Genomic DNA, 24,703 nt, shown 5'->3' on the forward strand with positions numbered 1-24,703 from the left:
AACCCGGTCGAGCCGGACCTCAGTGCCGCTGCCCCTCCCGCTCCCCGGCCAGCCGGGCCACCTCCGCCCGCAGCGACCGGACCTCCTCCGTCAGCACCGCGATCGCCTCCGTCTGCCGCCGCTCCTCCACGTCGTCCTTCTCGAACCGCGAGATGAACCACGCCGCGATGTTCGCCGTCACCACACCGAGCAACGCGATCCCGGACAGCATCAGCCCGACCGCGATCATCCGCCCCAGCCCGGTGGTCGGCGCGTGATCCCCGTACCCCACCGTGGTCATCGTCGTGAAGGACCACCACACGGCGTCACCCAGCGTTCGGATGTTCCCCTCCGGGGACTCCCGCTCCGCCGACAGCACCGCGAGCGACCCGAACATCATCAGCCCGATCACCGACCCCACGACGTACGTCGTCAGCCGGATCTGCGGAGCCATCCGCGCCCGCCGCCCCACCAGCATCAGCGTGGACACCAGCCGCAGCAGCCTGAGCGGCTGCAGCACCGGCAGCACCACCGCGCACAGGTCGGGCCAGTGCCGGCGCACGAACTCCCCGCGCCGGGGCGCGAGCGCCAGCCGCATGAGGTAGTCCACGGCGAAGGCGCCCCACACCACCCATTCGACCCCCGTGCACAGGGCCGTCAGCGGGTGCCCCGCCGAATCGTCCACGATGGGTACGGCGTACGCGACGGCGAAGGCCACGGCCAGTGCCAGCAGGGGTCGCTGGGTCAGCCGCTCCCACCGGGCCTGCGCCGCATTCGTCTCCATGCCCGCATCGTAGGGAAGACGTGCGGGCGGCGGGGACCCCGTCCCCGCCGCCCGCACGCCCGGAACCCCGTCACGGGCCGCGCCACGCCGGGCCTCTCGTGTGGATCATGCAGGGCTCGCGCCGGGCGCCGCGAGCCTTCCGACAGACCTTTCCGGTCACAGCACTAGGCGTCGCCGCCCGCCGCACCCGGGTCCGCCGCCGACACGTCCAGCAACTGGTACCGGTCGACGGCCTGCTTCAGCACGGACCGGTCGACCCGGCCCTCCCGGGCCAGCTCGGTCAGCACCCCGACCACGATCGACTGCGCGTCGATGTGGAAGAACCGCCGCGCCGCGCCCCGGGTGTCGGCGAAGCCGAAGCCGTCCGCGCCGAGGGACTGGTAGGTCCCCGGCACCCAGCGCGCGATCTGGTCCGGCACCGACCGCATCCAGTCGGACACGGCCACGAAGGGTCCCTCGGAGCCGCTGAGCTTCCGCGTCACGTACGGCACCCGCTGCTCCTCCTCCGGGTGCAGCAGGTTGTGCTCCTCGCAGGCCACGGCCTCGCGCCGCAGCTCGTTCCACGAGGTCGCCGACCACACGTCCGCCTTGACGTTCCACTCCTCGGCGAGGAGCCGCTGGGCCTCCAGCGCCCACGGCACCGCGACACCGGACGCCATGATCTGCGCCGGGACCGAGCCGCCGGTGCCCTCGCTCAGCTTGTGGATGCCCTTGACGATGCCCTCGACGTCCACGTTCGCCGGCTCGGCCGGGTGCTGGATGGGCTCGTTGTAGACGGTGAGGTAGTAGAAGACGTCCTCGCCGTGCGGGTGCTCGGCGTCACCGCCGTACATCCGGCGCAGGCCGTCCTGCACGATGTGCGCGATCTCGTAGGCGTACGCCGGGTCGTAGGCCACGCACGCCGGGTTGGTCGAGGCGAGGAGCTGCGAGTGGCCGTCCGCGTGCTGCAGTCCCTCACCGGTCAGGGTCGTGCGTCCGGCGGTCGCGCCCAGCACGAAACCACGCGCGAGCTGGTCGGCCATCTGCCAGAACTGGTCGCCGGTGCGCTGGAAACCGAACATCGAGTAGAAGACGTACACCGGGATCAGCGGCTCGCCGTGTGTGGCGTAGGCGGAGCCGGCCGCGATCAGCGAGGCCGTGCAGCCCGCCTCGGAGATGCCGTCGTGCAGCATCTGGCCGGTCGGCGACTCCTTGTACGCGAGCAGCAGATCGCGGTCCACCGCCTCGTACTGCTGGCCGAGCGGGTTGTAGATCTTCGCGCTCGGGAAGAAGGAGTCCATGCCGAACGTGCGGTACTCGTCCGGCGCGATCAGCACGAACCGCTTGCCGATCTCCTTGTCCCGCATGAGGTCCTTCAGCAGCCGCACGAACGCCATGGTCGTGGCGATGGACTGCTGGCCGGTGCCCTTCTTCACGGTCGCGTACGCCTTGTCGTCCGGCAGCGCCAGCGGCTTGGAGCGGACGACCCGGGTCGGCACGTACCCGCCGCACTGCCGGCGCCGGTCGTGCATGTACTGGATCTCCTCGGAGTTCCGCCCCGGGTGGTAGTACGGCGGCGCGCCGGACTCCAGCTCCTTGTCGGAGATCGGCAGGTGCAGCCGGTCGCGGAAGCCCTTGAGGTCGTCGACCGTCAGCTTCTTCATCTGGTGCGTGGCGTTGCGGCCCTCGAAGTTCGGGCCCAGCGTCCACCCCTTGACCGTCTTGGCCAGGATGACCGTCGGCTGGCCCTTGTGCTCCACGGCGGCCTTGAACGCCGCGTAGATCTTCCGGTGGTCGTGACCGCCGCGGCCCAGCATCAGGATCTGGTGGTCGCTCATGTTCTGGACCATCGAGCGCAGCCGGTGGTCGTCACCGAAGAAGTGGTCGCGGATGTACGCGCCGGTCTCGGTCGCGTACGTCTGGAACTGGCCGTCCGGCGTGGTGTTCATCCGGTTGACCAGGACGCCGTCCCGGTCCTGCGCGAGCAGCGGGTCCCAGGAGCGGTCCCAGATCAGTTTGATCACGTTCCAGCCGGCGCCCCGGAAGACCGACTCCAGCTCCTGGATGATCTTCCCGTTGCCGCGCACCGGGCCGTCCAGGCGCTGCAGGTTGCAGTTGACCACGAAGGTCAGGTTGTCCAGCCCCTCGCGCGCGGCGATGCTGAGCTGGCCGAGCGACTCCGGCTCGTCCATCTCCCCGTCGCCGAGGAACGCCCACACGTGCGACGTGGAGGTGTCGGCGATGCCGCGCGCCTCCATGTAGCGGTTCATCCGCGCCTGGTAGATCGCGCCGAGCGGGCCGAGGCCCATGGAGACCGTCGGGAACTCCCAGAAGTCCGGCATGGAGCGCGGATGCGGGTAGCTGGACAGGCCGTCGGGATACTTCGACTTCTCCTGCCGGAAGCCGTCGAGCTGCTTCTCGGTGAGGCGGTCGAGCAGGTACGCGCGCGCGTAGATGCCGGGGGAGGCGTGGCCCTGGAAGAAGACCTGGTCGCCGCCGTCGCCCTCGTCCTTGCCGCGGAAGAAGTGGTTGAAGCCCACGTCGTACAGCGAGGCGGAGGAGGCGAAAGTGGCGATGTGGCCGCCGACGCCGATGCCCGGGCGCTGGGCGCGCGAGACCATCACGGCCGCGTTCCAGCGGGTCGCGTTGAGGATCCGGCGCTCGATCTCCTCGTTGCCCGGGAAGAACGGCTCGGCCCTGGTGGGGATCGTGTTGACGTAGTCCGTGCTGCGCATCTCGGGCACGGCCACGCGCCGCTCGCGGGCCCGCTCGATCAGGCGGAGCATGAGATACCGGGCCCGCTCCCGGCCGCGCTCGTCGACCGCGGCGTCGAGGGAGTCGAGCCACTCCTGGGTCTCTTCGGGATCGAAGTCAGGAACCTGACTCGGAAGGCCGCCAATGATGATCGGATTGCGATCGGATCCGGAAGCCACGCTGTTCCTTATCTGCCGGAGGGCCACTTTTCCATTCGTGCCTACACCGTTCCCCATCGTGTACCGCGGGAAGACGTACGTCATCTCTACCGTGGGGTAACCGGTACACAGGCCCGGTCAAAACGCAACGATACGCCCGGGACGTGACAGGATTGCCAAACTTGTTCGAGAGTCGTTCGGCCGGATGGTTCCGAATGGAACAAAGCGGGCACCCGCGCGTGATGTGGGCCCCGGCGAATCGGGATACGGTGCCAGGAGTTGCGCCGACACGGCCGGGATCGTCACCGTTTCGGCGGTCCGGGCGGCCGGGTACTTGCGCGATCCGTCCAGCCCGTGTGGACTACGGCCAATGCTTCGCGCACGCGCGTGGCTGAGATATTCACCAAGACATGATCAGGAGGCAAACCGTGAGCGCGACCGCGGACCACGCGGAGGAGCGGACGAACCCTGCCGCCAGGCTGGGGTTCCAGCCCGGGCAGGTGGTCCAGGAGATCGGCTACGACGACGACGTCGATCAGGAGCTCCGCGAGGCCATCGAGGAAGCCGTCGAGGGCGACCTGATGGACGAGGACTACGACGACGTGGCCGACGCCGTCGTGCTGTGGTACCGCGACGAGGACGGTGATCTCACCGACGCGCTCGTCGATGCCACGACGTACATGGAGGAGGGCGGCGCCATCCTGCTGCTCACGCCGAAGACCGGCCGCAGCGGGTACGTGGAGCCGAGCGACATCTCGGAGGCCGCGACGACCGCCGGCCTGACCGCGTCCAAGAGCGTCAGCGTCGGCAAGGACTGGAGCGGCAGCCGTCTGGCGACGCCGAAGGCCGCCAAGTCGAAGAAGTGACCGCCACCGGGCCGGGCCCTCGGGCCCGGCCCGGCCGCCGCGGGTACCCCGGTGATCGCTGCGTAGGGTGGAGCCGAGCGCCAGCCGCGCTCTGAACCGAACAGCCCACCGAAGGGATGCATGACGATGGCGATCCAGGTCGGCGACAAGGCGCCCGATCTCGAGCTCAAGGACAACCACGGCCGTACCGTGAACCTCGCCGACTTCCGCGGCGAGAAGAACGTGGTGCTGCTCTTCTACCCCTTCGCCTTCACCGGCGTGTGCACCGGCGAGCTGTGCGAGCTGCGCGACAACCTGCCGAAGTTCACCGACCGCGACACCCAGCTCCTCGCCGTCTCCAACGACTCCATCCACACCCTGCGCGTCTTCGCCGAGCAGGAGGGCCTGGAGTACCCGCTGCTGAGCGATTTCTGGCCGCACGGCAACGCCTCGCGCGCCTACGGCGTCTTCGACGAGGACAAGGGCTGCGCCGTCCGGGGCACCTTCATCATCGACAAGGAGGGCGTCGTGCGGTGGACCGTGGTCAACGGACTGCCGGACGCCCGGGACCTCGACGCGTACGTGAAGGCGCTCGACACCCTGTGATCCTCCGGGTCCAGGGCCTGCGAAGAGCGGGAACCCGTCACTAGGATCGGCACGTTGATCCCATATCCGAAGCACGACGGGGCTTCCCGCCCCTGAACACCACATGGAGGACCCGTGGGAGTCAGCCTCAGCAAGGGCGGCAACGTATCGCTGACGAAGGAGGCCCCGGGCCTGACCGCCGTCATCGTCGGTCTGGGGTGGGACGTGCGCACCACGACCGGCACCGACTTCGACCTCGACGCCAGCGCGCTGCTGCTGAACAACTCCGGCAAGGTCGCGAGCGACCAGCACTTCGTCTTCTTCAACAACCTCAAGAGCCCCGACGGCTCGGTCGAGCACACCGGTGACAACATCACCGGTGAGGGCGAGGGCGACGACGAGCAGATCAAGATCAACCTGGCGGGCGTGCCGGCCGACATCGAGAAGATCGTCTTCCCGGTGTCGATCTACGACGCCGAGAACCGCCAGCAGTCCTTCGGTCAGGTGCGCAACGCCTTCATCCGCGTGGTGAACCAGGCGGGCGAGCAGGAGATCGCGCGCTACGACCTCAGCGAGGACGCGTCCACCGAGACCGCCATGGTCTTCGGCGAGCTCTACCGCCACGGCGCCGAGTGGAAGTTCCGCGCCATCGGCCAGGGGTACGCCTCCGGTCTGCGCGGCATCGCCCAGGACTTCGGCGTCAACGTCTGACAGGCACGACAGCACGAGCGACCGGCGCCGCCCCGTTCACGGGCGGCGCCTGGTGGTGCTCCCTTCGGGGGAGTGCAGGACAACCAAACAAGCACCGCTAGGGGAGGACCAGCATCATGGGCGTCACGCTCGCCAAGGGAGGCAACGTCTCCCTCTCCAAGGCCGCACCGAACCTCACCAACGTCATGATCGGGCTGGGCTGGGACGCGCGCTCCACGACCGGTGCCCCCTTCGACCTGGACGCCAGTGCCCTGCTGTGCGGCGCCGGGAACCGGGTGCTGGGCGACGAGTGGTTCGTCTTCTACAACCAGCTCACCAGCCCCGACGGCTCGGTCGAGCACACCGGTGACAACCTCACCGGTGAGGGCGAGGGGGACGACGAGTCGATCCTGGTGGACCTCACCCGGGTCCCTCTCCAGTGCGAGAAGATCATCTTTCCGGTCTCGATCCACGCCGCCGACGAGCGCGGCCAGACCTTCGGCCAGGTCTCCAACGCCTTCATCCGCGTGGTCAACCAGGCCGACGGGCAGGAACTGGCCCGCTACGACCTGAGTGAGGACGCCTCCACCGAGACCGCCATGATCTTCGGCGAGCTGTACCGCTACCAGAGCGAGTGGAAGTTCCGTGCCGTCGGTCAGGGGTACGCGTCCGGGCTGCGCGGCATCGCCCTGGATTTCGGAGTCAACGTCTCCTGAAGCCGGACGCGGAGCGTGCGGAGGGCTCTTCGGCCGCCGTACCCGGACCCGGGGAGACTCCGGCGCGTCGCCGCCTTCGGACGAACGGAGTGTGCTCGTGGAACGGGAACCGGAACGGACGCCGCCACGACTCGACCCGCACTCGCCGCGCTGGTGCACCGCGTCGTGCTGATCGCCGGCGTGGTTCTGATCGTCTCCGGGCGGACCGACCCCGTCGCGGCCTCCGGATTCACCTCCCCCTTCCTCGTGATCTTCGAAGGGGTCAAAGGGCGCTGCCGGCACGAGGCGGGGACCTGCGGCGTTGTGACGGAGCTCCCCTCGCCGCCTCTTTCGGCGCAGTGCCCCTCTAGACTCGTGGTCAACATTTAGCAAAGCCGAGTACGGCGCGGGGGAAACTCTCCCCCAGACATCGTCTGGGAGGTGCCCCCACAACACGATGGGGTAGCCAGTGCTTCTGAAAACCTTCGGCTGGTCGTTCGCGGTCACCGCGCTCGGCCTGGTCGCGGCAGCCTTCTACGGGGGGTGGACCGCCTTCGGCATCGTGGCGATCCTCGCCGTCCTCGAGATCTCGCTGTCGTTCGACAACGCGGTGGTCAACGCCGGAATCCTGAAGAAGATGAACGCCTTCTGGCAGAAGATCTTCCTCACCATCGGCGTCCTCATCGCGGTCTTCGGCATGCGGCTGGTGTTCCCCGTCGTCATCGTCGCGATCAGCGCCAAGATGGGCCCGATCGAGGCTGTCGACCTCGCGCTCAACAACAAGGACCGCTACCAGGAGCTCGTCACCGACGCCCACCCCGCGATCGCCGCGTTCGGTGGCATGTTCCTGCTGATGATCTTCCTCGACTTCATCTTCGAGGACCGGGACATCCAGTGGCTGCGCTGGATCGAGCGGCCGCTGGCCAAGCTCGGCAAGGTCGACATGCTGTCGGTCTGCATCGCCCTGATCGTCCTTCTGATCACCGCCTTCACCTTCGCCACCCAGGCCCACCAGCACGGCGGCGCCCACGTCGACAAGGCACAGACGGTCCTGATCGCCGGCATCGCCGGCCTGATCACCTACATGATCGTCGGCGGTCTCTCCGGCTTCTTCGAGGACCGGCTCGAGGAGCAGGAGGAACGCGAGCACGAGGAGGAGGAAGCGGCCGCCCGCGCCGGCAAGAAGCGCTCGCCGGTCGTCCTGGCCGGCCAGGCGGCGTTCTTCATGTTCCTCTACCTCGAGGTCCTGGACGCGTCCTTCTCCTTCGACGGTGTGATCGGCGCCTTCGCCATCACCAACGACATCGTCCTGATGGCGCTGGGCCTCGGCATCGGCGCGATGTACGTCCGTTCCCTGACCGTGTACCTGGTCCGCCAGGGCACCCTCGACGACTACGTCTACCTCGAGCACGGCGCCCACTACGCCATCGGCGCCCTGGCCGTGATCCTCATGGTCACCATCCGGTACGAGATCAACGAGGTGATCACCGGCCTCGTCGGCGTGGTCCTGATCGCCTGGTCCTTCTGGTCCTCCGTCCGCCGCAACCGCGCCCTCGCGGCCGCGGGCGAGGGAGCCGACGAGAAGGCGGAGGTCTCCTCCGGGGTCTGACGGTCCCCGTGTGCCCGCTGGGGCCCGCGTCCGGATCGCGCCGGGCGAGGCCCCTACGGGCAAGATCAGGGACGTGGCGGGGTGTGACGCCCCGCGTCCCGAGGAACGCTCTGATCGGGGCGGCCGACGTGGTCGGCCGCCCCGACGGCGTTCGGGACGAGTACCAGGGGGCGGGAATGGGTTTCTTCGACGGGCTGCGCGGCGGACGCGCCGCCGAGTTCGACTCGGGCAGCGCCGCGAGCAACGCGATCGAACTGACCCGGCGGCACCAGCAGGTGTCCCTCACCAAACAGGGCGCGGCCACCGGCCACCTGCGCGTCAACCTGACCTGGCGGATGCGTACCTCCGACCTGGACGTCACCCAGCGCACCAGCCTCTTCCGGCACCCCTTCCGGGCGCTGAAGCCACCGGAGGTGCTCGGCCACGGGGAGAGCATGGTCAACGTCGACCTCGACCTGGGCTGCCTGTACGAGCTGACCGACGGCACCAAGGGCGTCGTCCAGCCCCTCGGCGGCCATCTCGGCGACGTCAACGCACCGCCGTACATCAAGCTCAGCGGCGACGACCGGTTCGGCTCGGCGTCCGGCGAGACCATGTACGTCAACCTGGACCACCGGGACGCCATCAAGCGACTGCTGGTGTTCGTGTACATCTACGACCGCACACCGGCCTTCGACCGCACGCACGCCATCGTCACGCTCTACCCCAGCAACGGGCCCCGCATCGAGATAGGCCTGGACGAACGCCATCCCCAGGCCCGGTCCTGCGCGGTCGTGATGATCGAGAACGTGAAGGGGGAACTGGTCGTCCGGCGCGAGGTGAAGTTCGTCTACGGCTTCCAGGGCGAACTGGACCGGCTGTACGGCTGGGGACTGACCTGGGGGCGGGGCTACAAGTCCAAGGTGGACCAGTAGCTCCTACCGGCCGATGAACTGCGGCCCCTGGGGCGGCAGCCGGAAGTCCGGATCCAGCGGAGCCGCCAGGGCGGGCTGCGGCTGGTACTGGGGACCGCCGTGGGCGGGCAGCCCCGAGGTCGGCTGCGGATAGCCGTACGCCGGCTGCTGGGGCGACGCCGTCTGCGGGTAGCCGTACGCCGGCTGGGACGGCACCGACGTCGTCGGCTGCTCCGGCGGAAGGGGCTGGGCCGCGGTCTCCGGCGGCGTCTGCCGCGGCTCCTCCACCTCCGACTCGTCGACCGAGATCCCGAAGTCCGTGGCCAGCCCCCGCAGACCGTTCGAATAGCCCTCACCGAGCGCGCGGAACTTCCAGCCCTCGCCACGCCGGTACAGCTCACCGCAGATCAACGCGGTCTCCGCACCGGTCTCCGGCTTGATCTCGAAACGGGCCAGCGGCTCGCCGCCGGCGACGGCGGCGTCGTACAGCAGGATGCACAGGGCGGGGACCTGGTCGAAGGGGACACCGTCCGCCGAAGCGACCAGCAGCACCCGGCCCACACCCGGCTCCACACCGCCGAGGTCCGACTGGATCGTGTCGGTCAGGCCCTCCGGAACCCGCTTCTTGCCCAGCCGCCAGACCTTTCCCGACGGATGCCGGGGCTGGTTGTAGAACACGAAGTCCTCGTCGGAGCGCACACGGCCGTCCCGGCCCAGCAGCAGCGCCGAGGCGTCCACGTCCGGAACGCCCTGCCCGGGAGTCCAGCGCAGCACGGCGCGCACCGTGGTGGCCTCGAGCGGGACGTTGGACCCCTTCAGCATCGCGTGCGTCATGCCGTCATCCTGCCTTCTGGGCCCTGGCCACGACAATGCGGGGTGTGGTGGCACGACGCGGGCCGGTTACCGGAAGTTCACGACCGGAGGGAACTTCCGACATCCGTCCCTACGTACTATTACCGGCCACCCTTTACCGAATCCAGGGGTCCGACCGGGACCTCCAAGGAGCCGTATGCGCCATTTCGGGCACATCGCCCCCGAAGTGCGGAAGCGTCTCTTCCACCAGGAGCCGTGCGAGTTCACCGCCGGCTCCCCGGCGCGGCTGCTCTCCGCCGCGCTCGGTGCCACGCTGTACAGCCCGGCCACCCGGCCGCAGCTCGCCGACGACATCGTCAAACAGGCCCTGTCCGGCGTGGTCTCGATGGTGCTGTGCCTGGAGGACTCCATCGACGACGCGGACGTCGCCGCGGGAGAGGAGAACCTCGTCCGGCAGTTCGCCGACCTCGCCGCCCGCACGGGCGCCGAACCGCCGCTGCTGTTCGTCCGGGTGCGCGTCCCCGAGCAGATCCCCGACCTCGTCCGACGCCTGGGACCCTCCGCGCGGCTGCTGTCCGGCTTCGTCCTGCCCAAGTTCACCGAGGAACGCGGCATGCCCTTCCTCGAGGCCCTCGCCCTCGCCGAGGCCGAGAGCGGACGCCGGCTCTTCGCGATGCCCGTCCTCGAATCGCCCGAGCTGCTCTACCGCGAGAGCCGCGTGGACACCCTGGAGGGCATCGCCCGCGCGGTCGGCAAGTTCCGCGACCGGGTCCTCGCCCTGCGCCTCGGCGTCACCGACTTCTGCTCCTCCTACGGCCTGCGCCGCCCCCCCGACATGACCGCCTACGACGTTCAGATCGTCGCCTCGGTGATCTCCGACGTGGTCAACATGCTGGGCCGCGCCGACGGCAGCGGATTCACCGTCACCGGCCCCGTCTGGGAGTACTTCCGGGTCGCCGAGCGCATGTTCAAGCCACAGCTGCGGCAGAGCCCCTTCCTTGAGGTGCAGGCCGTCGAACTGCGCGAGAAGCTCATCGAGCACGCGATGGACGGACTGCTCCGGGAGATCTCCCTCGACCAGGCCAACGGCCTGCTCGGCAAGACCTGCATCCACCCCTCCCACGTCCTGCCCGTCCACGCGCTGTCCGTGGTCAGCCACGAGGAGTTCAGCGACGCGGTGGACATCCTCCGGCCGGAAAGCGGCGGCGGGGGTGTACTCCGCTCGGCCTACACCAACAAGATGAACGAAGTGAAACCCCACCGCGCCTGGGCCGAACGGACCCTGCTGCGCGCCGAGGTGTTCGGCGTGGCCGGCGAGGACGTCGGCTTCGTCGAACTGCTCGCCGCCGGAATACCCGGCTGACCCCTCCCAACCCAAGGAACGCATGAACAACGCAGTGAACGACGGGGTCTGGTCCGGACGCTGGGTCGCCCAGCGGCTCGGGGTCGGACTGGAGGGCGACGACGGGCTCCCGGACCTGCTCGGACTGGCGCTGCGCCGCAACCCCAAGCGGGCCCACCTGCTGGTCTCCAACGTGCTCGGCAAACACGTGCCCCAGTCGCCGTCGGTGGTCTACGGCCACGGATTCCGGCTCGGCCGCCGGGTCCGGGCGCTGCTCGGCGAGACCGCGGCCGCCTCCGCCGTCGTCCTCGGCTACGCGGAGACCGCCACCGGCCTCGGCCACGCGGTCGCCGACGGCGTGGGCCTCGCCCCGTACCTGCACTCCACCCGCCGCCCGGTGACCGGCCTCGCCCCCGCCGGCGGCTTCGAGGAGTCCCACAGCCACGCCACCACCCACCTGCTGCTCCCCGAGAACCCCGCCCTGCTGGCCGGCGACGGTCCGCTGGTCCTGGTCGACGACGAGTTCTCCACCGGCAACACGGTCCTCAACACCATCCGCGACCTGCACATCCGCCACCCGCGCCGGCGGTATGTGGTGGTCGCCCTGGTCGACATGCGCTCACCCGAGGACACCGCACGCCTGCAGCGGTTCGCGGACGGCATCGGCGCCCGCGTCGACCTGGTCGCCGCCGCCTCCGGCACCGTACGGCTGCCCGACGACGTCCTCGACCGGGGCCGCGAGCTGGTCGCGCGGCACGAGGCCGCCCGGCCCGACGAGCCGCACGAGCCGTCCCGCGGCCGGATCGCCCGTGTCGACCTGCGCTGGCCTCCCGGCCTGCCCGACGGCGGCCGGCACGGCTTCACACCCGCGCACCGCGCCCGCCTGGAAGCCGCCCTGCCCGCCATGGCGGGCAGGGTCGCCGAAGCCCTGCCCCGCGGCGCCCGGCACGTCCTCGTGCTCGGCTTCGAGGAACTGATGTACACCCCGCTGCGCCTCGCCCGCGAACTCGAGCGGATCGCCCCGGACACCCGGGTGCGCTTCTCCACCACCACCCGCTCACCGGTCCTCGCCGTCGACGACCCCGGCTACGCGATCCGCACCCGCCTGGTCTTCCCCGCCCACGACGACCCCGCCGACGGCCCCGGCGAGCGGTACGCCTACAACGTCGCGGGCGCCGGCTTCGACGCCGTCGTCGCCGTGGTCGACTCGGCCGCCGACACCCCCGCTCTGCACGCCGCCGACGGCCTCACGGCCCGCCTCGCCGCCCACAGCCCGCACGTCCTGCTCGCCGTCGTCCCCTCCCACGTCCCCGCGCCCCCCTCCGCCACCCCCGAAAGGCCGGCCATGCTGCCCGAGCCCCTCCGCGGCCCCGCCTTCTCCTCGTACCCGCCCGACGAGGTCGGCTGGCTGCTGCGGGACCTCTCGGACGTCACCCTCGAGGCGCCGACGGAGGAACGGGAGGAGGCCATCCAGAGCGGCGGGGCCCACTACGCCGAGTCGCTCCCCGTGGAGTACCAGCCCAGCGAGCAGTACCAGCAGCTCTTCCACGCGGCCCTGGACGCCTCGGCCACCCGGATCGCACACGCCGTCGGAGTCGTCACCGAGACCGTCCTCGACGCGGGCGCGGCCCGCCCCGTCCTGGTCTCGCTCGCCCGCGCCGGCACCCCGGTCGGCATCCTGATGCGCCGCTGGGCCCGCTTCCGGCACGGCCTCGACCTGCCGCACTACGCCGTCTCCATCGTCCGCGGCCGCGGCATCGACGCCAACGCGCTGCGCTGGCTGGCCGACCACCACGACCCCCGGGACGTCGTCTTCGTCGACGGCTGGACCGGCAAGGGCGCCATAACCCGCGAACTCGCCCAGGCGATCGAGGAGTTCGAGAAGGCCGAGGGCGTCACCGGCTTCAGCCCCGAGATCGCCGTACTCGCCGACCCCGGCTCCTGCGTACGCACCTACGGCACCCGCGAGGACTTCCTCATCCCCTCCGCCTGCCTCAACTCCACCGTCTCCGGCCTGATCTCCCGCACCGTGCTGCGGGCCGACCTGGTCGGCCCCGACGACTTCCACGGCGCGAAGTTCTACCGCGAACTCGCCGGCGCCGACGTCTCCATGGCCTTCCTGGACGCCGTCGGCGCGCGCTTCCAGGACGTCACCGAAACCGTCGGCACCACCGTCAAGGAACGCATGACCGAGGACCGCACCCCCACCTGGGCCGGCTGGCGGGCCGTCGAGCGGATCAGCGAGGAGTACGGCATCCACGACGTGAACCTCGTCAAGCCCGGCGTCGGCGAGACCACCCGGGTACTGCTGCGCCGCGTGCCCTGGAAGATCCTCGCCAAGGCCGGCGCCGGACCCGACCTGGACCACGTACGCCTGCTCGCCGCGCAACGCGGCGTGCCCGTCGAGGAGGTCGGCGAACTGCCGTACACCTGCGTCGGACTCATCCACCCCAAGTACACCCGGGGCGCCACCGGCGCCGACGGCCGGACGGTGAACGTCTGATGCCGGTCCTGGTGGCGAGCGACCTCGACCGCACGCTGATCTACTCCGCCGCGGCCCTGGCCCTGACCATGCCCGACGCCCGGGCCCCCCGCCTGCTCTGCGTGGAGGTCCACGAGAGCCGGCCCCTGTCGTACATGACCGAGACGGCGGCCCAGCTGCTCACCGACCTCGGCGACGCGGCCGTCTTCGTGCCCACCACGACCCGGACCCGCAAGCAGTACCAGCGCATCAACCTGCCCGGCCCCCCGCCGGCCTACGCGATCTGCGCCAACGGCGGACACCTGCTGGTCGACGGGGTCGCCGACCACGACTGGCACACGCGTGTACTGGCACGCCTCGCCGACGAGTGCGCGCCGCTCGACGAGATCCGCGAGCACCTGGTGCGGACCGCCGACCCCGTCTGGGCACGCAAGCACCGGATCGCCGAGGACCTCTTCGCCTACCTCGTCGTCGAGCGCGAACTGCTGCCCGACGACTGGGTGAAGGAACTGGCGGCCTGGGCGGAGAACCGCGGCTGGGGCGTCTCACTCCAGGGCCGCAAGATCTACGCCGTGCCCAGGCCGCTCACCAAGAGCGCGGCCGTGCGCGAAATCGCCCGGCGCACCGGAGCGGAGCTGACCCTGGCGGCCGGGGACTCCCTCCTGGACGCCGATCTGCTCCTCGCCGCCGACCGGGGCTGGCGGCCCGGGCACGGCGAACTGGCCGACACCCGGTGGACCGCTCCGGCCGTCACCGCACTGGCGGAGCGGGGCGTACTCGCCGGTGAACGGATCACCCGGGAGTTCCTGCGGGCCGCCCACGGCGAAACACCGGCCGGCCCGTCCCGCTGATCAGCCGCAGCAGCCCCCGCCGCAGCAGCCACCGCCCCCGCCGCCCGCGCCCGGCGCCGCGGCCGGGGCGCCGGCCGTGCCACCGACCGCCACCGTCGACAGCAGCTTCACGGTGTCGTCATGGCCCGCCGGGCAGGCGGCGGGAGCGGCGGACTCCGCCATGGGGCGGCTCAGTTCGAAGGTGTCGCCGCAGGTTCGGCAGCGGTACTCGTAGCGAGGCATGCGCCCAGATTAACCGGCACCCCGCCCGGACTCACGCGAACCGGGGCGGCCGGCCCCGCCCTGCTCCCCGCCCGTCAGCGGCGTCCTCGCCGGTGCCGTCCCGAGCTCGCGCTCCCGCCCCGCGGGCTCACCGGCCGGATCGGGGTGACGGGCCCGGTAGTAGGGGTTGTCGTGCGGCAGGGTCGAACCGACCCGGCCGTACATGCCGAAGGTCATCAGCAGCAGACCCACGATGAAACTGAAGATCACGTTCTGGATCCGGAACGCGAGGAAGTTGTAGTCGCCGTCCAGCAGGGCGAGGTTCAGGAAGCCGTTCAGCAGGAACAGCACGCCGAACACCATGTTCAGCGTGGACGCCACGTTCCCGCCGATCACCATGCCCGCCAGCAGGATCACCCCGACGACGATGGACAGCACACTCAGCGTGCCGTTGGTGTTCAGCCCGATGACCGTGTCACCGCCCGTGTTGAAGAATCCGATCTGGTCGATCAGCCCCAGAATGCCGAAGACGAGCAGGAACACGCCGATCAGGCCGGCACCGATGCGGTAGACCGTGTTCAGCCGGTGGTCGACCGGCAGATGCTCGTCGAACCGGATCCGCCGTCGGGACCTGGTGTGCACTGCGTGTGTGGCCATGTCCGCCTCCTCCGGGCGCTAGCGGAGGCCATCCGTCCCACCAGCATCCGCCCGACCACCCCGTACCGCCACCACACGGGTCGCCCGCCCGGGAACCGCGCCGGGCGCCCGGCGGCTCAGCGGCCGCCGCCGCGCTCCTCGCGGATCCGCGCCACCACGTCGGCCACCGTCCGCCGCACCGACTCCAACTCCGTCAGGAAGTGCCAGTAGTCCGGGTGCCGTCCCTCCAGCGAGCCGACCGCCCGCTCCACCCGGCCCACCGCCTCGTCCAGCGGACGCGCGTGCCGCGGATCGGGCGTCGTACGCCCCGACATGGCCAGGCGCTGGGCGTCCCGGATCGCGAACCGGGTCCGCTCCGTCTCCGCCTGCGGATCCTTCTGCACCGCGTTCAGCCGGGCGAGCCGGTCACCCGCGGCCGACACGGCCTCGTCGGTGCTGTTCAGCAGCGCCCGCACCGTCGACAGCAGCGACGTGGCGTCCGGCCACCGCTGTGCCTGGCGCGCCGCCTGCGCCTCGCGCAGCTTCAGCTCGGCCTGCCGCACGTTCTCCGCGGCCTGCGCCGGCACCTGCTGCAGATCCTGCCAGCACGCCGCCGCGAACCGCCGACGCAGCTCACTGAGCACCGGTTCGACCTGCCCCGCCCGGGTGGTCAGCGCCTGCGCCCGGGTGCGCAGACTGACCAGCCGGTGATCGATCTCCGCCGCCCGCTCCGGCAGCCGCTCGGCCTCGGCCCGGATCGCCGCGGCCTCCCGCTGCACCCGCTCGGCCCGCTCCAAGGTCTGCGGCACCCCGTGCTGCCCGGCGCCCTGGTTCAGCCTCGTCAGCTCCGGGGACAGCGAGGCGAGCCGGGCAGCCAGGTCGTCCGCCGACAGACCCTCGCCCCGTACGGCGTCCAGCGCGTTGCTCGCACCGAGCAGCGCCTGGCGGGCCCGCTCCACGGCCGGCGCGAGCCGGGCCAGCCGGGTCTCGGCCTTGCCCAGCAACGGCCCCAGCGAGCTGCCGAAACGGTCCAGCTCCTGCTTCACCCCGACCAGCTCGTCCTTGGCGGCGGTCAGCTCGCCGCGCGCCCGGGCTGCCGTGGCCGCCTCCAGGCCGTCACGGTCGAGGTCATGGGCGTCGACGGCCTGGATGTAGCGATGGCTGACCTCGTCGATCCGCGCGCCCAGCGCCTCGAAGTCGGCGACCACGCGTCGGGCGGCGGGGGAGTCGTCGACGGCGGTGATGGTCTCCACCGAGATCCGCAGATCCCGCTGGGCGGTGTCCAGTTCGTAGAACGCGGCGGCCGCGGCGTCCTTCGCGGCCTGGGCCTCGGCCCGCTGACTCTCCGCACGCCCGCCGAACCACCGCCGCGTGCCGCCCCCCGCGAACGCGGCCGGCAGTACCAGCGCGGCCACCACCGGCACACTCATCAGCGTCAGCACGTCACGCACGCCCGCGAACCCACGCCGGGTCCGTCCGGTCGGCGACGGCGGGTACGACTGCGTGGATGGCGTGCCCGGTGTCGCCCTCACATCCCTCTCCCGTGCTGTGGTCCGCACTGCCTCGTGCCATTCTCCCACCTGTTGAAGACGAACACACGAGCCGATCAGTTCGCCGGTGGCCGAGGACTCTCTCCGGCCGCGCGCGGAACGCACTCCGGGCGCGGACACGAGGCGGGCCTGGCCCGCCCGCACGCGCGGCTCGGGCTTGCAGGGCGGAGGCGGGGACAATGTAGGCTGTCGACCTGTTCCCGGGTGCGTAGCTCAGTGGTAGAGCGCCTGCCTTACAAGCAGGATGTCGGCGGTTCGAAACCGTCCGCGCCCACCAAGAGGATCTGAGAAGGCTGCCCGGCCCCCGCTCGCGGGGGCCGGGCCTTCTGCTTCGAGGCGGGGCGGGTCCGTAGCCCGGCCGGACGCCGGTGATCACCTGTGCGGGGCCATCGGTGCCCGGCCGGGGTGCGGGGGCCCGGTGGTGGAAGTGCCATGGGTCTGCGGGCCGTTCTGCAGTGCTCCGGTTCCCCTTTCTCATGCTTCGCGACAGTTGTGGGGCCCGCCGCGGGGAAGGAAGACAACACGTGAACGGTCCGAACGTCACCGCCCGGCGGTCCCGTGTCGGGCCCCGGGTCCTGCTCGGCTCCGCCGCCATGGCGGCCGCGCTCGCCGGCCAGGCGCTGGCCCTCTCGCCCGCCGCCCGGCGCGGCCCTCGGGCCGTGATGCCGAGGACCCCGGCGGTACGACCGCCGGGGTCCTCCCGCGCGCACCCGGCTGACCGGGCGCGCGTCAGTCCTGCTCCGTCCGCTCCTTCCCGGGCGTCTCGGGCGCGTGCTTCAGCCTGCTGCGGGCGTCCACCCGGTCCGGGCCGGTGAGGTCCGACCAGTAGCGGTGGGTGCTGACGAACACCGCGAGCTCGTGCTCGCGCTGCCGCAGCTTCTCCACCTCCGCCTGTTCGTCCTCGGTCCACCCGGGGGACGCGGACCGCTCGATCCTGCGCCACCCGTTGTCGTCGCTGAAGCCGTCCAGCGGCTCGACGGACCAGGGGAGCCGCCTCAGCAAGGCCGACAGTTCGGCCCGTATCTGGTGCAGCTCCTCCTGACCGGCGAGCAGGTCACTCGGAAAGTCATAGGACGTACCCACGTGACAATGCTACGCCTGTTCGATTTTGGGTGGCGAGGCCGTTCCCGGAGTTCATTCGAACGGGTGATCGGCTCAGTGGCCGCTCTCGCGCAGTTCCCCGACCAGCCGGGCCGCGACCGGCACCGGTACGCCGTGCCGGTCCGCCGCGCGCAGCAGCGCCCCGCCGATGGCGTCGAGTTCGAGCGGCCGGCCCGCCTCGGCGTCGCGCTGCATGGAGGACCGGGTGGCGGCGGGGAAGGCGGCGTACCGGGCCAGGGCCGCGGCGGGGTCGGCGGGAGCGCCGCAGGCGCGGCTGACCGCGGCCGTCTCGGCGACCAGTGACCGCAGCTCCTCGTCGTGCCGGGAGCGCACCTCGCCGAGGGGGAGGGCGTAGCGCGTGGTGAGCAGGGCCAGGGGGGCGAGGAACGCCATCTTGGCCCAGAGCGCGGCCGTCTCGTCCTCGACGACCCGGACGGTGGGGCCGGCGCCGGACAGGGCCGCGGCGAGGGCGGTCAGCCGCGGCCGGGGCGCGGTGTCGCTCGCCAGGTCGATCTCCGCGAAGGGGCTGTCGTGCCGGAGGACGCCCGGCGCGGTCCGGGTCGACTCCACCCGGATCACCGCCGGGGCGACGAGGTCGGGGCGGTAGCGGGCGCGCAGGGCGGCGGGGTGCTCGACTCCGTTGAGGAGCGGTACGAGGAGGGCGTCGCCGAGCGCTGCCGCCGGGACGCGGGCGAGGGCGTCGTCCAGGCCGGTGTGCTTGACGGCGACCAGGCAGGCGTCCACCGGTTCGCGCAGTTCGGTGTCGGCCGCCACGGGCGCGGTGAAGTCGCCGAACCGGTGGCTGCGGACCTGGATTCCGCCGGCGCGCAGGGTGCTCGCGGTGTCCTCGCGGGCCAGGCAGATGACGCGGTGCCCGGAACAGGACAGGAGGGCGGCGAGGAGGCCGCCGACACCGCCGGGGCCCAGCACGGCCACGGTCAGGCCCGGCCGCTCCGGCCGCTCGGCCCGTGCCGTCTTCGTGGCCGGTCCGGACGTTCCGGTCTGCTTCGTCGTCATGAGGGAGTTCCTCTCGTCGGTCGGCCCCGGGGGTCGGTGGCCGCCTTCGGCGTGATCATCGCAGGGCCGGGGGCGTCGCGGGAGACTTGGGGGCATGTGCCGGAGTATCAAGACGCTGCGCCCGCCCGTGCTGCCCGACGAGGCCACCGAGGACGACATCCACGCCGCCGCGCTGCAGTACGTGCGGAAGGTCTCGGGGTTCCGGGCGCCCGCCGCTCACAACCGCGAGGTGTTCGAACGGGCCGTGGAGGCCGTGGCGGCGGCCACGGCGGAACTGCTCGGGGGGCTGGAGGTGCGAGGGCGGGCGGTGCGGACGGCGGCGGAGTAGGAAGCGCCCGGGCGTCGTGACCGGCGCCTCGGCGGCCGGACGTCCGTCCGGGCGGCAGCGCCCGCGGCCGGGCCCGCCTCGGTCTCGGGTGCGCCGCGCCCGATCGTCCGACGGACGATCACGTCGGGCTGCCCGCACGGTGGCGGAGGTGGGGGTCCACCCGCGGCCCGCGCGGCCCGAGTGGCGGCGGGCGGCTGTGCGGGGCGGCCGCGCAGGGAGTGGATTCGGTCACATTTTCGGCCCGGAGTGCGGCGGGGAGCGCCCCGCCACGTGCGCTCGCGCCCGGAAGGGCGCCGTGAGCGCACGCGAAACCATGGCCAAATGTTGAACTTGCAAGCATCGATTAGGTGCACCTAACCTGGGTCTCCATTCGGTACCGCCGCCCCCATGACCGGTCCGTCCCCGGCCGGTCCGACCGAACCGAAGAGGAGATCCCCCCTCATGTCCGCACGTCTCAACTCCGCTCAGCCGTACGCCATCGGGCTGTTCCGCGTGGTCGTCGGCCTGCTGTTCACCGTGCACGGCGCCGCCTCGCTGTTCGGCGTCCTCGGCGGTGCCATGGGCACCCACGGCGGGACCGTCGACGCCGGCACCTGGCCCGGCTGGTACGCGGCGGTGATCCAGCTCGTCGCCGGCGGCCTCGTCCTGCTCGGCCTCGGCACCCGTGGCGCCGCGCTGGTCGCCTCGGGCTCGATGGCGTTCGCCTACTTCGACGTCCACCAGCGGGCCGCGCTGTGGCCCATACAGAACGGCGGCGAGCTGTCGGTGCTGTTCTGCTGGGCGTTCCTGCTGCTGGTCTTCACCGGTTCCGGCGCCTTCGGCCTGGACCGGCTGGTCCGGCGCACGGCGACCGTCCGGAGGTCCCGCACCGAACAGGCGCCGATGGCGGCCTGACCCGATCGCCGGGGCACTGCATCAAGGTGCCCGGGCAGGGCATACGGAAAACGGCGCCCCACCCCGCTCCCGCGCGGGGCGGGGCGCCGTCGGGCTCGCCGGGTGTGAAGGGCCCGAAAAACAGGGTGACGATCACGTGCGCCCCTGGGAACCTCCTGTCACACCCGCGGCGTACGCTGTATGGCTGTCATGGGGGGAGTCACGGGGGAACGGGGAGCAGTCGTGTGGGAGAGCCTGGGGTCGCTGGCCGCCGGCCCGTGGATCTACGTCATGGTGGCCCTGTCGGTGCTGCTCGACGTCTTCCTGCCGGTGCTGCCGAGCGGTGTCCTCGTCATCACCGCGGCCACGGCGGCGGCCGCCGGCTCGGGTGCCGCGACGGGGCAGGTCCCGCACGAGGTGCCGGACATACTCGCCCTGATCCTCTCCGCCGCGACCGCCTCGCTCCTCGGTGACGTCGCCGCCTACCGGCTCGCCTGGCGGGGCGGCGAGCGCCTGGACCGGGCGATAGGCCGGTCCAGGCGGCTGACGGTCGCGCAGGAACGTCTCGGCGAGGCCCTGTCCCGGGGCGGCGGGGCCCTGGTGGTGCTCGCCCGGTTCGCGCCGGCCGGCCGCTCGGTGGTGTCCTTCTGCGCGGGTGCGGCGCACCGCCGGGCCCGCGACTTCGTCCCCTGGTCCGCGCTGGCCGGGCTGTCCTGGGCCGCCTACAGCGTCGCCCTCGGCTACTTCGGCGCCCGCTGGCTGGGTGCCACCTGGCTGGCCACCGGCGTCTCGGTGGCCGCGCTGGTCGGCGCGGGTGCGGCGGCCGGGTTCCTGGTGCGGCGGCGTCCGGCGTAGCGGTCCGGCCGCCGGCCGCCGCGGTGCTCCCCGGGGCTCGCGTACCGCCGCCCTCCCCGGACGCCGGTGCGCGGCGGCCGGAGAGGGCTGTGGGGGGAGGGGGGCGGTCAGCAGCTCGCCAGGTAGTTCGTCAGCGCGGACTTCTCCGCCGAGTCGACCGACAGGTCGTAGTAGTACTTCACCTGCACCCAGGCGCGGACGTACGTGCAGCGGTACGCGGTGCGCGACGGCATCCAGGTGGCCGGGTCCTGGTCGCCCTTGGCCTGGTTGACGTTGTCGGTGACGGCGATGAGCTGCGGGCGGGTCAGGTCGTTGGCGAAGGCCTGCCGTTGGGCGGTGGTCCACTTGCTCGCGCCGGAGTCCCAGGCCTCGGCCAGCGGCACGAGGTGGTCGATGTCGACGTCGGAGGCGGCGGTCCAGGTGGCGCCGTCGTAGGGGGAGTACCAACTGCCGCTGGTGGCGGCGCAGGAGGAGTTGGTGACGACGTTCGTGCCGTCCCGCTTCAGGACCGTCTCGCGGGTGTTGCAGGTGCCGCTGATGGTGATCCAGTGGGGGAACAGGTCGCGGTTGTAGCCGGTGCGGTTCTCGGTGGCCACGGTGAGCTGGGAGAGGTAGCTGCGGGCGGTGGCGCCGCTGACCGGCGTGGGCAGGGCGGCGGAGGCGCTCGGCGCGTCGAGGAGGGCGACGGATCCCATCAGTGCGCTGAGGGCGGCGAGTATGCTCAGCCGTCGACGCGCGTAGAACCGGGGCATGCGAACTCCCTTGTGGGGTGGGGGTGTTGGAGCGCGGGCGTGGGAATGCTCGCGCTGCCGTGTTGCCGTTCGGTGAGCGCTCGGTTAGAAGCTAATGTCGCGTGCATGACACGACAAGGTTCGAGGTCGAACTTTCGATCCCGTACGATGGACGGCGCAGAAGGGGAGTAGCCCTTCGCCGGACCGTCGACATACTGCTCAGCGAGCCTGAGCCGGCGCCCGGAGGCGGCCCCGCGGGGACCGCCGGCGAGACCTTCGGCAAGCAGTGCACGCCCGTGCCCCGAGGCGCGGGCGCCGAGTGCGCTGCCGTGCCGAGGTGTCCTTTGTGAGGTGCAGAGCTCTCGGTGGGGCAGCCCCGACCGATTGAGGGACCTTGATCAGCATCACCGTGACGGCGCTCGTCTTCGGCGTCGTCTTCCTCGCCGAACTGCCGGACAAGACCGCGCTCGCCGGGCTCGTCCTCGGCACCCGCTACCGCGCCTCGTACGTCTTCGCGGGTGTCGCCGCCGCCTTTCTGCTGCACGTCGTGCTCGCCGTCGCCGCCGGCAGCGTGCTGACCCTGCTCCCGCAGCGGATCGTGCACGCGCTCACCGGTGCGCTCTTCCTCGCCGGTGCGGCGGTGCTGCTGCTGAAGAGGGACGAGGGCGAGGAGGAGATCAAGAAGCCCGCCGACCAGTCCTTCTGGAAGGTCGCCGGCACCGGCTTCATGCTCATCCTGGTCGCCGAGTTCGGCGATCTCACCCAGATCATGACCGCCAACCTCGCCGCCCGCTACGACGACCCGCTCTCCGTCGGCCTCGGCGCGGTCCTCGGCCTGTGGGCCGTCGCGGGGCTCGGCATCGTGGGCGGGAAGGCCCTGATGAAGCGGGTGCCGCTGCGGCTGATCGCGCGGATCGCGGCGCTGCTGATGCTGGGCCTGGGCGTGTGGAGTCTGTACGAGGCCATCGCCGGCTGAGCGAACGGACGGTGCACACCCGCGGTGGCGGTGGCGGTACCGCGACATGTTTTGTACCGTGAGGGAACAAAGGGGCTCCCGTCCGTTCTCCCTGACCGGCGGGCGGGGCCCTTTCGTCTTCCGTCCCCGCCCCGCCCTGTCGTTCCGTATCCCGGGGCGCCCCTACCAGGAGGAGCCGCCGATGCCGGCCACCACGACGCCCGCCGTCCTCACCGCCCGCGCCCTCCTGCTCGACATGGACGGCACCCTGGTCGACTCCGACGCCGTGGTCGAGCGCGTCTGGCGGCGCTGGGCCGGGCGTCACGGACTGGACGGCGACGAGGTGATGAAGGTCGTGCACGGGCGGCAGGGGCACGCCTCGATGGCGGTGCTGCTGCCCGGGCGGCCGGTCGAGCGCAATCTCGCCGACAACGCCCGCATGCTCGCCGAGGAGACCGCCGACATGGACGGCGTGGTCGAGGTTCCCGGCGCCGGTGCCTTCCTCGCCTCCCTGGGCGGGGTGCCGCACGCCCTGGTGACCTCCGCCGACGTCGCCCTGTCCACCGCCCGCATGGCCGCGGCGGGACTGCCGCTGCCCGAGGTGCGCGTCACCGCGGAGTCGGTGGGGGCGAGCAAGCCCAACCCCGAGGGGTTCCTGAAGGGCGCGGCGGAGCTGGGCGTCGACCCGGCCGACTGCGTCGTCCTCGAGGACTCCGGGGCCGGCGTGGCGGCCGGACGGGCCGCGGGGATGCGGGTGGTCGGCGTGGGGGCGCGGTCCGCCTCGCACGCGCCGGACGTGGTGGTGCCGGACCTGACCGGGGTGCGGGTGGAACCCGCCGGGGACGGCACGGTCCGGCTGCACCTGGCCTGAGCCGCGCCCGGCCCCGGGCGCCCGGACCCGGCGGACGCGGCCCCGTCCCGCGGCTACCAGGTCTCCGACTCCAGCCGCGCGCGGGTCGCCGCGCCGTAGACCCCGGGTGTGTCGCCGCGTACGCCGCGGGCGCGCTGGTACGTGCGCACGGCGTCCTCGACCGGGCGGGTGTACACGCCGTCGATGTGGTCGGGGTAGAGGTTCAGCGCGCTCAGCCGGGCCTGCAGGTCGACGACCTCCAGGCCCTGGTCGCCGCGGCGCAGGGCCAGTGGCGTGGCGGTCGGGGAGGGGCTGTTCGGCGCCGTTCCCGAGGGGGCCGGACGGGAGGCGCCGCGGGACGCCGGGGCAGTGGCCGCCGCCCCGGGCGCGGACGGCGTGGAGGTCGGCAGGCGGACGGCGGACGGGGACGCGGGCCCCGGCGAGAAGGCGGAGCCCGGCGACACCGGGGCCTCCTCCGGCAGGCTCTCCCGTACCTCCGGCGCCGACCGGTCCCGCGTCGGTTCCTGGTAGGAGAGCAGCCCGCCCGCGAGACTCACGGCGGCCACCACCGCGCCGGCGCCCGCCACGCACAGCAGCGCGGTACGGCGCCGGCGGGCGCGGCCGGTGGTCGCGGACGCGGCCGGGGCCGGGAACGGCTCCGCGCCCACGTCCCCGGAGGGCGGTAACTCCCGCGTGCCGGGACCGGGCGCTGCGGCGCCGGCCTCCGCCGCCGGAGCGCCCGCCCGGTCGCCGTCCACCGCGGACGCACCGGTGGAGGGGGCCTCCTGCTCCGCCTCCGGCGGCCCTGCCGAGCCGTCCGGGCCCCCCACCCCCACGTAGGGCCGTACGCGCAGTGCGTCGAAGTCCTCCGCCGCGGCCGTCTCGGCCGTGCGTGTCTCGCGCAGGGCCTCGGACGCCCGCGCCGTGCAGGCGCACGACGGGGTGTGGTCCGGCCCCCTGGGCGCACCGCACTCCGGGCAGGTGTGGCCGCTCGACTCCGGCATGTGCTCCCCCGTCCCCTTGAGAACTTCAGAGGATATGCATATTTCCTCCACCACCACAGGACTCAATGGGACAACCACAGACCTCAACGGGCCATAAGCGGTGACACCGCCCAGGATGGAAGGGGCGCATCGAGCGCCGGGAG

At 71.9% G+C, this 24,703-nt stretch carries 24 protein-coding genes and 1 tRNA gene; 15 read left to right on the forward strand and 10 right to left on the reverse strand.

Going from position 1 to position 24,703, the window contains the following annotated elements; translation table 11 throughout:
* Positions 1–19: 19 nt before the first annotated feature.
* Positions 20–763, reverse strand: a complete 744-nt coding sequence (locus MXD57_RS19015) for a potassium channel family protein (RefSeq protein ID WP_250402727.1) — start codon at positions 761–763, stop codon at positions 20–22.
* A gap of 164 nt (positions 764–927) precedes the next feature.
* Positions 928–3,675: a pyruvate dehydrogenase (acetyl-transferring), homodimeric type gene (gene aceE / locus MXD57_RS19020; protein ID WP_250402728.1), complete on the reverse strand. Its 2,748-nt coding sequence runs from the start codon at positions 3,673–3,675 to the stop codon at positions 928–930.
* 407 nt (positions 3,676–4,082) lie between these two features.
* Here aceE and MXD57_RS19025 point away from each other — a divergent pair, with 407 nt between their 5' ends.
* The 6 genes from MXD57_RS19025 (at position 4,083) to MXD57_RS19050 (ending at position 8,992) form a co-directional block, all read left to right on the forward strand.
* A complete protein-coding gene (locus MXD57_RS19025) occupies positions 4,083–4,520 on the forward strand; it encodes a DUF3052 domain-containing protein (RefSeq protein WP_250402729.1) in 438 nt (145 codons plus the stop codon).
* 126 nt (positions 4,521–4,646) lie between these two features.
* Positions 4,647–5,105: a peroxiredoxin gene (locus MXD57_RS19030; RefSeq protein WP_250402788.1), complete on the forward strand. Its 459-nt coding sequence runs from the start codon at positions 4,647–4,649 to the stop codon at positions 5,103–5,105.
* Positions 5,106–5,219: 114 nt separating this feature from the next.
* Positions 5,220–5,795: a calcium homeostasis/redox stress adaptation protein gene (locus tag MXD57_RS19035; protein WP_061920108.1), complete on the forward strand. Its 576-nt coding sequence runs from the start codon at positions 5,220–5,222 to the stop codon at positions 5,793–5,795.
* A 116-nt stretch (positions 5,796–5,911) separates the two neighbouring features.
* A complete protein-coding gene (locus tag MXD57_RS19040) occupies positions 5,912–6,490 on the forward strand; it encodes a TerD family protein (protein ID WP_250402730.1) in 579 nt (192 codons plus the stop codon).
* A gap of 448 nt (positions 6,491–6,938) precedes the next feature.
* Positions 6,939–8,078, forward strand: a complete 1,140-nt coding sequence (locus MXD57_RS19045; protein WP_250402731.1) for a DUF475 domain-containing protein — start codon at positions 6,939–6,941, stop codon at positions 8,076–8,078.
* Between the two features lie 176 nt (positions 8,079–8,254).
* Complete coding sequence (locus MXD57_RS19050; RefSeq protein ID WP_250402789.1) at positions 8,255–8,992, forward strand: TerD family protein; 738 nt, start codon at positions 8,255–8,257, stop codon at positions 8,990–8,992.
* Positions 8,993–8,995: 3 nt separating this feature from the next.
* Here MXD57_RS19050 and MXD57_RS19055 read toward each other — a convergent pair whose 3' ends face one another.
* Entirely contained in the window at positions 8,996–9,805 is an 810-nt protein-coding gene (locus MXD57_RS19055; RefSeq protein ID WP_250402732.1) for a TerD family protein, read from the reverse strand.
* Between the two features lie 175 nt (positions 9,806–9,980).
* On the opposite strand from MXD57_RS19055, the gene MXD57_RS19060 reads away from it, so the two are divergent.
* The 3 genes from MXD57_RS19060 to MXD57_RS19070 are packed head-to-tail and all read left to right on the forward strand — an operon-like array spanning position 9,981 to position 14,459.
* On the forward strand, positions 9,981–11,147 hold the full coding sequence (locus MXD57_RS19060; RefSeq protein ID WP_250402733.1) for an HpcH/HpaI aldolase/citrate lyase family protein: 1,167 nt from the start codon (positions 9,981–9,983) through the stop codon (positions 11,145–11,147).
* Positions 11,148–11,169: 22 nt separating this feature from the next.
* On the forward strand, positions 11,170–13,629 hold the full coding sequence (locus MXD57_RS19065) for a phosphoribosyltransferase (protein ID WP_250402734.1): 2,460 nt from the start codon (positions 11,170–11,172) through the stop codon (positions 13,627–13,629).
* A complete protein-coding gene (locus MXD57_RS19070; RefSeq protein WP_250402735.1) occupies positions 13,629–14,459 on the forward strand; it encodes an HAD family hydrolase in 831 nt (276 codons plus the stop codon). Before MXD57_RS19065 ends, MXD57_RS19070 begins: the two co-directional genes overlap by 1 nt.
* On the opposite strand, the gene MXD57_RS19075 is transcribed toward MXD57_RS19070, so the two are convergent.
* The 3 genes from MXD57_RS19075 to MXD57_RS19085 form a co-directional block, all read right to left on the reverse strand.
* The gene (locus MXD57_RS19075; protein WP_250402736.1) at positions 14,460–14,681 is read right to left on the reverse strand and encodes an FmdB family zinc ribbon protein; all 222 of its coding nucleotides are present in this window, start codon (positions 14,679–14,681) and stop codon (positions 14,460–14,462) included.
* 9 nt (positions 14,682–14,690) lie between these two features.
* On the reverse strand, positions 14,691–15,317 hold the full coding sequence (locus MXD57_RS19080; RefSeq protein ID WP_250402737.1) for a DUF4383 domain-containing protein: 627 nt from the start codon (positions 15,315–15,317) through the stop codon (positions 14,691–14,693).
* A 116-nt stretch (positions 15,318–15,433) separates the two neighbouring features.
* Complete coding sequence (locus tag MXD57_RS19085; protein ID WP_374114724.1) at positions 15,434–16,828, reverse strand: hypothetical protein; 1,395 nt, start codon at positions 16,826–16,828, stop codon at positions 15,434–15,436.
* Positions 16,829–17,048: 220 nt separating this feature from the next.
* Between MXD57_RS19085 and MXD57_RS19090 the strand changes: the two genes are divergently transcribed.
* Positions 17,049–17,123, forward strand: a tRNA-Val gene (locus MXD57_RS19090).
* Between the two features lie 452 nt (positions 17,124–17,575).
* Here MXD57_RS19090 and MXD57_RS19095 read toward each other — a convergent pair.
* Together MXD57_RS19095 and MXD57_RS19100 are read right to left on the reverse strand one after the other, a co-directional pair.
* On the reverse strand, positions 17,576–17,929 hold the full coding sequence (locus MXD57_RS19095) for a hypothetical protein (RefSeq protein ID WP_250402738.1): 354 nt from the start codon (positions 17,927–17,929) through the stop codon (positions 17,576–17,578).
* Positions 17,930–18,001: 72 nt separating this feature from the next.
* A complete protein-coding gene (locus MXD57_RS19100) occupies positions 18,002–18,964 on the reverse strand; it encodes a ketopantoate reductase family protein (protein WP_250402739.1) in 963 nt (320 codons plus the stop codon).
* A gap of 94 nt (positions 18,965–19,058) precedes the next feature.
* Between MXD57_RS19100 and MXD57_RS19105 the strand changes: the two genes are divergently transcribed.
* From MXD57_RS19105 to MXD57_RS19115, 3 genes are all read left to right on the forward strand, one after another.
* Positions 19,059–19,292, forward strand: coding sequence for a DUF2277 domain-containing protein (locus tag MXD57_RS19105; RefSeq protein WP_250402740.1), 234 nt, complete (start codon positions 19,059–19,061; stop codon positions 19,290–19,292).
* A 441-nt stretch (positions 19,293–19,733) separates the two neighbouring features.
* The gene (locus tag MXD57_RS19110) at positions 19,734–20,186 is read left to right on the forward strand and encodes a DoxX family protein (protein WP_250402741.1); all 453 of its coding nucleotides are present in this window, start codon (positions 19,734–19,736) and stop codon (positions 20,184–20,186) included.
* A gap of 222 nt (positions 20,187–20,408) precedes the next feature.
* Positions 20,409–21,020: a DedA family protein gene (locus MXD57_RS19115; RefSeq protein ID WP_250402742.1), complete on the forward strand. Its 612-nt coding sequence runs from the start codon at positions 20,409–20,411 to the stop codon at positions 21,018–21,020.
* A gap of 107 nt (positions 21,021–21,127) precedes the next feature.
* Here the strand turns inward: MXD57_RS19115 and MXD57_RS19120 are convergent, their stop codons facing one another.
* Positions 21,128–21,772, reverse strand: a complete 645-nt coding sequence (locus MXD57_RS19120; protein WP_250402743.1) for an HNH endonuclease family protein — start codon at positions 21,770–21,772, stop codon at positions 21,128–21,130.
* Between the two features lie 373 nt (positions 21,773–22,145).
* On the opposite strand from MXD57_RS19120, the gene MXD57_RS19125 reads away from it, so the two are divergent.
* A complete protein-coding gene (locus MXD57_RS19125; RefSeq protein ID WP_250402744.1) occupies positions 22,146–22,727 on the forward strand; it encodes a TMEM165/GDT1 family protein in 582 nt (193 codons plus the stop codon).
* 181 nt (positions 22,728–22,908) lie between these two features.
* The gene (locus tag MXD57_RS19130) at positions 22,909–23,577 is read left to right on the forward strand and encodes an HAD-IA family hydrolase (RefSeq protein ID WP_250402745.1); all 669 of its coding nucleotides are present in this window, start codon (positions 22,909–22,911) and stop codon (positions 23,575–23,577) included.
* Between the two features lie 53 nt (positions 23,578–23,630).
* Here the strand turns inward: MXD57_RS19130 and MXD57_RS19135 are convergent, their stop codons facing one another.
* On the reverse strand, positions 23,631–24,560 hold the full coding sequence (locus MXD57_RS19135; protein ID WP_250402746.1) for a peptidoglycan-binding domain-containing protein: 930 nt from the start codon (positions 24,558–24,560) through the stop codon (positions 23,631–23,633).
* Positions 24,561–24,703 lie beyond the last annotated feature (143 nt).

The sequence above is a fragment of the Streptomyces cellostaticus genome (assembly GCF_023630175.1).
GTDB lineage: Bacteria > Actinomycetota > Actinomycetes > Streptomycetales > Streptomycetaceae > Streptomyces > Streptomyces cellostaticus_A.

Bases quoted from the DNA above. Each gene is read 5' to 3' on its own strand.
- MXD57_RS19120 (WP_250402743.1), bottom strand. From the start codon at position 21,772: ATGCCCCGGTTCTACGCGCGTCGACGGCTGAGCATACTCGCCGCCCTC.
- MXD57_RS19070 (WP_250402735.1), top strand. From the start codon at position 13,629: ATGCCGGTCCTGGTGGCGAGCGACCTCGACCGCACGCTGATCTACTCC.
- MXD57_RS19050 (WP_250402789.1), top strand. From the start codon at position 8,255: ATGGGTTTCTTCGACGGGCTGCGCGGCGGACGCGCCGCCGAGTTCGAC.
- MXD57_RS19075 (WP_250402736.1), bottom strand. From the start codon at position 14,681: ATGCCTCGCTACGAGTACCGCTGCCGAACCTGCGGCGACACCTTCGAA.
- MXD57_RS19060 (WP_250402733.1), top strand. From the start codon at position 9,981: ATGCGCCATTTCGGGCACATCGCCCCCGAAGTGCGGAAGCGTCTCTTC.
- MXD57_RS19105 (WP_250402740.1), top strand. From the start codon at position 19,059: ATGTGCCGGAGTATCAAGACGCTGCGCCCGCCCGTGCTGCCCGACGAG.
- MXD57_RS19065 (WP_250402734.1), top strand. From the start codon at position 11,170: ATGAACAACGCAGTGAACGACGGGGTCTGGTCCGGACGCTGGGTCGCC.
- MXD57_RS19040 (WP_250402730.1), top strand. From the start codon at position 5,912: ATGGGCGTCACGCTCGCCAAGGGAGGCAACGTCTCCCTCTCCAAGGCC.
- MXD57_RS19130 (WP_250402745.1), top strand. From the start codon at position 22,909: ATGCCGGCCACCACGACGCCCGCCGTCCTCACCGCCCGCGCCCTCCTG.
- MXD57_RS19110 (WP_250402741.1), top strand. From the start codon at position 19,734: ATGTCCGCACGTCTCAACTCCGCTCAGCCGTACGCCATCGGGCTGTTC.
- MXD57_RS19135 (WP_250402746.1), bottom strand. From the start codon at position 24,560: ATGCCGGAGTCGAGCGGCCACACCTGCCCGGAGTGCGGTGCGCCCAGG.
- MXD57_RS19015 (WP_250402727.1), bottom strand. From the start codon at position 763: ATGGAGACGAATGCGGCGCAGGCCCGGTGGGAGCGGCTGACCCAGCGA.
- MXD57_RS19080 (WP_250402737.1), bottom strand. From the start codon at position 15,317: ATGGCCACACACGCAGTGCACACCAGGTCCCGACGGCGGATCCGGTTC.
- MXD57_RS19030 (WP_250402788.1), top strand. From the start codon at position 4,647: ATGGCGATCCAGGTCGGCGACAAGGCGCCCGATCTCGAGCTCAAGGAC.
- MXD57_RS19055 (WP_250402732.1), bottom strand. From the start codon at position 9,805: ATGACGCACGCGATGCTGAAGGGGTCCAACGTCCCGCTCGAGGCCACC.
- MXD57_RS19100 (WP_250402739.1), bottom strand. From the start codon at position 18,964: ATGACGACGAAGCAGACCGGAACGTCCGGACCGGCCACGAAGACGGCA.